At 54.1% G+C, this 5,462-nt stretch carries 6 protein-coding genes; 4 read left to right on the forward strand and 2 right to left on the reverse strand.

Annotated elements, in window-relative coordinates:
• Together Q7U71_00085 and Q7U71_00090 are read right to left on the reverse strand one after the other, a co-directional pair.
• On the reverse strand, positions 1-601 hold a 601-nt coding region (locus Q7U71_00085; protein MDO9390159.1), incomplete at its 3' end, for a carboxypeptidase regulatory-like domain-containing protein.
• A gap of 209 nt (positions 602-810) precedes the next feature.
• Entirely contained in the window at positions 811-2,472 is a 1,662-nt protein-coding gene (locus Q7U71_00090) for a nucleoside kinase (protein MDO9390160.1), read from the reverse strand.
• Between the two features lie 256 nt (positions 2,473-2,728).
• Between Q7U71_00090 and Q7U71_00095 the strand changes: the two genes are divergently transcribed.
• From Q7U71_00095 to Q7U71_00110, 4 genes are all read left to right on the forward strand, one after another.
• A complete protein-coding gene (locus tag Q7U71_00095) occupies positions 2,729-3,196 on the forward strand; it encodes an HIT family protein (protein ID MDO9390161.1) in 468 nt (155 codons plus the stop codon).
• A 76-nt stretch (positions 3,197-3,272) separates the two neighbouring features.
• Positions 3,273-3,998, forward strand: a complete 726-nt coding sequence (locus Q7U71_00100) for a CPBP family glutamic-type intramembrane protease (GenBank protein ID MDO9390162.1) — start codon at positions 3,273-3,275, stop codon at positions 3,996-3,998.
• Positions 3,999-4,150: 152 nt separating this feature from the next.
• Complete coding sequence (locus Q7U71_00105) at positions 4,151-5,017, forward strand: ABC transporter ATP-binding protein (GenBank protein ID MDO9390163.1); 867 nt, start codon at positions 4,151-4,153, stop codon at positions 5,015-5,017.
• An 8-nt stretch (positions 5,018-5,025) separates the two neighbouring features.
• Positions 5,026-5,462, forward strand: a 437-nt coding sequence (locus Q7U71_00110) for a hypothetical protein (protein MDO9390164.1), incomplete at its 3' end; no start/stop codon positions are given.

Consider the following 5,462-nt stretch of genomic DNA (forward strand, 5'->3'; position numbering starts at 1 on the left):
CAGTTATGCTATTCGCAGTTCTCCAAGCCCAGCCGTCGGTTGTCCAATAAGTACTATCGGAATATCCTCCGGCATCCATAAATGCTTTAAACTGGCTGTTAGTTACCTCGTATTTGCTTATTTGGTAAGCATCAAGGTAAACCGTGTGCTGGGGGTATTCATCGCCTGCAGTATTATACCAAGGAACTGTATCAGCTGCTGTGCTACCCATAGTAAAGCTCCCTGCAGGAATGGAAACCCATACTATGGCCATTGTGCTGCCGGATGCCACCAAAGAAATATTTGCGGTGACCGCATTCCCTGCGTTTACGGCAACGCTTATGCTTTTACTAACGTAACCGGTTTTACTGGCGGTAACCGTATAGGTACCGGCCTTCACCCCGGTTATTGAAAACTGCCCGGGAGTATTGGCGGTTACGCTGCTGGTAGCCGGGATAGTAGCAATGCCCGCTCCGGCAATGGCAGTGTCGCTGGCCGAGTCGGTAACTACGCCGGAAATGGTTCCGGTGGTGACAACTGCGGGTGGTATTTCATTTTTGCTGCAACCCCAAAAGCCTAGACAGGCAATAACAACTAAAGCTGAAGTAATAACCTTTTTCATGGGAAGACCCCGTTAAGATTATTTGATAAAATCCTGTGTGATGGCTATACACCCTTTAACGGAAGAAAATCAAGGCCAAAACCCCCACCCCCGCTGCACATATTCTTTTAAGTTGTATCCGCAAGCACTATGGGGTCTGCAAATTTATTTGTGCCCTTTGTGCCTGGTTCGATTAACTCACCACATGTTTTGTGGTTAATGTTCTGCCCTCAGTACTCAAACGTACTCCCCCCTATGAACTCCCTCAGTATCGACGTATGCGGCACCTCGTCGGCGAACACCGGCACGAACATCTGCAAAAACCTCTGCAGCCTGTAGGCCTCGTAAAAGGCGGGGTCGTCGGTGGGCACTTCCATCAAAAACCGCTCGGCGTACATCCGCAGCACGGCCGGCTCGTAGATCAAAGTGGAGTTGAAGAGGATGTCGGCCTCCTCCTGGAAGGGGAAGATGTTGCGCTCCTCGCCCCGCTGGACCGCGGACCAGACCTTTAAGGTGTGGTCGGCCCGGTAGCCCCGGAACAGGCGGTCCCGCACGATGCGACGGATCAGCCGGACGTCCGAGGTGTTGATCCGGTTGTGGTTGTCCAGGCAGAGCTGGGTCAGCGCGCTGATGTAGACCTTGATCTTGTTTTCGGCCGGCACCGACCTGGTCAGTTTTGAGTTCAATCCGTGGATGCCCTCCACCAGCAGGATGTCATCCGGCCCCAGCTTGAATCTTCCGGTCTTGTCCGACCGCTGGCCGGTGTGAAAGTCATAGACCGGGGCGGCCACTTCCTCCCCCGCCAAAAGCCCTGTCATTTGTTTATTGAACAGCTCCAGATCCAGCGCGCTGATGGATTCGAAATCCGGCTTGCCGTCATCCCCCAGCGGGGTCTGTTCCCGTCCCAAAAAGTAGTTGTCGGTGGACAGGGCGATGGGGTGCAGCCCGTTGACCTTGAGCTGGATCATCAGCCGCTTGGTGAAGGTGGTCTTGCCCGAGGAGGAAGGCCCGGCGATGAGCACCAGCTTCACCCGCTGGCGCTGGGCGGTGATCCGGTCGGCCACCTCCACTATCTTCTTCTCGTGAAAGCCCTCGGCTATCCTCACCAGCTCGCTCATCTGCCCCCCCAGGCACAGTTCGTTGAGCTCGCCCACGTTGTTGACCCCCAGGATCCGGTTCCAGTCCTTGGTCTCCTTGTAGATCTGGAACAGTTTGGGCTGAGGTGAGATCTCCGGGATCCGCCCCGGATTGCGCTGCTGGGGAAAGCGCAGCACGAAGCCCGGGGGATACAGGGTCAGTTCAAAGCGGTCGATCAGTCCGGCCCCAGGGACCACCGGCCCGTGGTAGATGTCCTTGAATATTCCGCAGCCCACCAGGCGGACCTCGGTCAGGCGGATGGTGGTCAGCAACTTGGCCTTGTCGAAATAGCCCTCGGCCTCGAAATACTCCTTGGCTTCCTCGATGGAGATGGTCTCCTTGACGAAGGGCCGGTTCTCGGAAACTATCAGCCTCATCCGGGCCTCGATCTTGCCCAAAATATCTTCGTCCAGCGGCTGTTCCCCGCCGAAATCAAAATAGTAACCGTTGGCCAGCGACTGGCCCACCACCACCCGGGCCGAAGGATAGAGTTCCTTGATGGCCTCGTACAGGATCAGGCAGGCGGCCCGGCGGTAAAGGGCTATGCCCTCGCGGTCGGAATAGAACACCGGCTCCAGCCGGCAGTTGGAATGTACGGTGGCATCCAGGCTGACCAGCTGCTGGTTCATCTTGGCGGCCAGGATCTTGGCCGGGGATTTGTCCAGGTACTTCTTGAAGATGGCCTGGACCTGCTCCCCTGCCTTGGCTGGCACCCGCTGGCCGTCCAGTTGGATCTCGATGGGCTTATGATTCATTTTTATTCCATTATATTTTTCTGAGGTTCAAGGAACCCGCCGCTCCGCTGGCCAGCGGCCCGGCTTGACTTTATTGATTTAATTTACCCCAAAAAGGGCCTTATGTCAAGTGGTTTTTGGGTTCTGCGCTTGTTGCCACCGTCACAAAAACAACGAAATTGGATACCGTAAAACAGGAGGCACCCGGGACTTGATTTTCCACCGCGTTTAATTGTATAGTTAATTCATATTCACATTATATGAGGCTTACAGCGCTATGAAATGGATGACACATGAAGAATGGGCCCGGCTTAAAGCCGGTCATGACTGCCCGATGTGCCTTGAAAGCGTGATGGAAGAGAACCCCCACAGCTACAAGGTCATCGAGCTGAAACGCTCAATAGTGCGCTTGAACAAGAACCAATACATGAAGGGCTGGACCACCCTGGTCTTAAAGCGGCATGCCACCGAGCTTTTTGAACTGGAGCCGGAAGAGCGGGCGGAGTTCTGGGATGAAGTTTCCCTGGCGGCCAAAGCGCTGAATGAGATCTACCGCCCGGCCAAGATCAACTACTGCATCTGGGGCAACATCATGCCCCATGTCCACTGCCACCTGTTCCCCCGGTTCTTCGAGGACGACCCCGGCCAGCCCATCAACCAGAACGAACGGGAAGTTCTGTTTTCCCGGGAGGAATACCGGGCGCTGATCAGGGACCTACAGGGCAGAATAAACCCTGACCGGTGAAACATTAACTGTCCGGCTGGCGTAATTTGATATGGTTATATGATCACCACCCTTAATTGAAAACCATGGGGGCCATATGAGCAAAATTACGGTCAAAAATGCGGTCTATCTGTCACTGGGCATAATCTCCCTGGGGTGGATCCAAAAATTATTCAATTATATCTCCGCCAAGCCTTCGTTGGCCGAACAACTGGGCCTTATGCCCAAATTGAGCGAGAATCTGCCACAGGCTTCGCTGTACATAATTACGGTGGGCATTTTAACCTTCCTGCTGATATGGTCTCTGCTCAAACTGACCAAAGAGGATTTCGGCTCCCTGGGATTCAATAAAAACAAACTGGGCAAACAGATCGCCATCGGCGCCTTGTTCGGGATCGGCATCTTTGCCCTGGATACCCTTCTGATCAGCCCGGTACTGGAGGCCCTGCTGCCAAACGCGGCGGCCGAGGGTGAAAACATAAAATATTTGTTCAGCAAGTTGTACTATTTCCCGATCCTGCTGTTCCTGGGCATTTTCAAGGGCGGGTTTTTGGAGGAGCTCTGGCGGGTATTCGTTCTGACCCGGTTCGAAAAAGCTTTCCGGAAACCAGGCCTGATCTTTGCCCTGATATTCTTCTCGTTGATGTTCGGCCTGGGACACGCCTATCAGGGGACCTCAGGGATAATTTCCACCGCCATCATAGGTTTTCTTGACGGCCTGGTCTACCTGCGGAAGAAAAATGCCATGGAGGCTGTCACGGCCCATGCGGTGTTTGATGTGGTGGCTTTGGTTTTGGGGTTCATTATCTATTATGGCAAATAAGACAATATTAAATTATAACAATGCCCGAATGATCTTTCATTCGGGCATTGTTATTCCGGATAAAGGAAACATTTTACAACCGTTTTCGTAGTACTTGTTGATGCCGATGAAGTTGCCCAAAAACAGCCACCTGAAATTTAGGAGATCCACCGATGAACCTGACCATCAGCAAACTGTCCAAAAAATACTCCAACGGGGTGGCAGCCCTCAATGGCGTGTCGCTGGAAGTGCCCACCGGGATGTTCGGCCTGCTGGGCCCCAACGGCGCCGGCAAGACCACCTTGATGCGGACCATCGCCACCCTTCAGGAGCCCGACTCCGGGGAGATCTCCTTTGGGGAGGTCAATGTGCTCCAGGATAAGATGGCGGTGAAGAAGGTGCTGGGCTATCTTCCCCAGAGCTTTGACTTTTATCCCAAGGAAAGCGCCGGATCTCTACTGGATCATTTCTCCCTGCTCAAGGGGATAAGGGACAAAAAGGCCCGGAAGCTTAAGGTGGAGGAACTTTTGAAGCGGGTCAACCTTTGGGACCAGCGAAAACAGAAGCTGGGGACATTTTCCGGGGGCATGAAACAGCGTTTCGGTATAGCTTTGGTGCTGCTGGGCGATCCCCAGTTGATAATAGTGGACGAGCCCACCGCCGGACTGGATCCGGCCGAACGGGTGCGTTTCCACAATCTTTTAAGCGAGATCGGGCAGGACAAAGTGGTGATCCTCTCCACCCATATTGTGGACGACGTGTCTGACCTCTGCCCCAACCTGGCCATCATCGACCAGGGAAGCATCGTGCTCCAGGCCAAAACCATGGAGGCCATCCGGTCACTGGAAGAAAAGGTCTGGGAGAAGGAGATCCCCAAGCCTGAAATTCCCCAATACCAGGCAAAATACCGCCTGCTATCCTCCCGATTGTTCGCCGGAAAGACATTCATCAGGATCCACCACCCCAATGATCCCGGGGACGGGTTCGCCCCCCGGCCGGCCACCTTGGAGGACGTCTATTTTCAAAACCTTAAGAGATAGGCGGCGCCATGTTCAAAACGATCTATCTAAAAGAGCTGAAGGACCAGCTTAAAAGCCCGGCCTTCTACATCTTCGCCGGACTGCTGGCTTTCGGGACCTTCATCTTCCTGTCCGAGACCAGACCGGGCATCACCTTTCTGTACATCTCCTTCGGCAAGGAATGGCACAACGCCCCGATAGTCATCGCCAGGCTGCTGGCCAGCTATACTTTGGTGGGTGTGCTGTTCACCATGATCATGACGGGCGGGGCCGTGGCCCGGGATTTCAGCGCGGGGATCCATGACTTTTTCTTCACCACCCCGTTAAATAAGGTTCAGTACCTGGGCGGAAGGTTTTTAGGCGGCCTGACCGCCAATTTTCTGATCTTCGGCGGGATACTGATGGGTATGCTGATCGCCGGCTTAAAACTCCCTCCCGGGTATTGGGGCCCTTTCAGCATCTGGTC

It is taken from the genome of bacterium, assembly GCA_030655055.1.
Taxonomy (GTDB): Bacteria; Edwardsbacteria; AC1; order AC1; family EtOH8; genus UBA5202.

What these genes read in the sequence shown, in the direction of transcription:
- Q7U71_00105 (MDO9390163.1), top strand. Translation starts at nt 4,151, where the DNA reads ATGAACCTGACCATCAGCAAACTGTCCAAAAAATACTCCAACGGGGTG.
- Q7U71_00090 (MDO9390160.1), bottom strand. Translation starts at nt 2,472, where the DNA reads ATGAATCATAAGCCCATCGAGATCCAACTGGACGGCCAGCGGGTGCCA.
- Q7U71_00100 (MDO9390162.1), top strand. Translation starts at nt 3,273, where the DNA reads ATGAGCAAAATTACGGTCAAAAATGCGGTCTATCTGTCACTGGGCATA.
- Q7U71_00095 (MDO9390161.1), top strand. Translation starts at nt 2,729, where the DNA reads ATGAAATGGATGACACATGAAGAATGGGCCCGGCTTAAAGCCGGTCAT.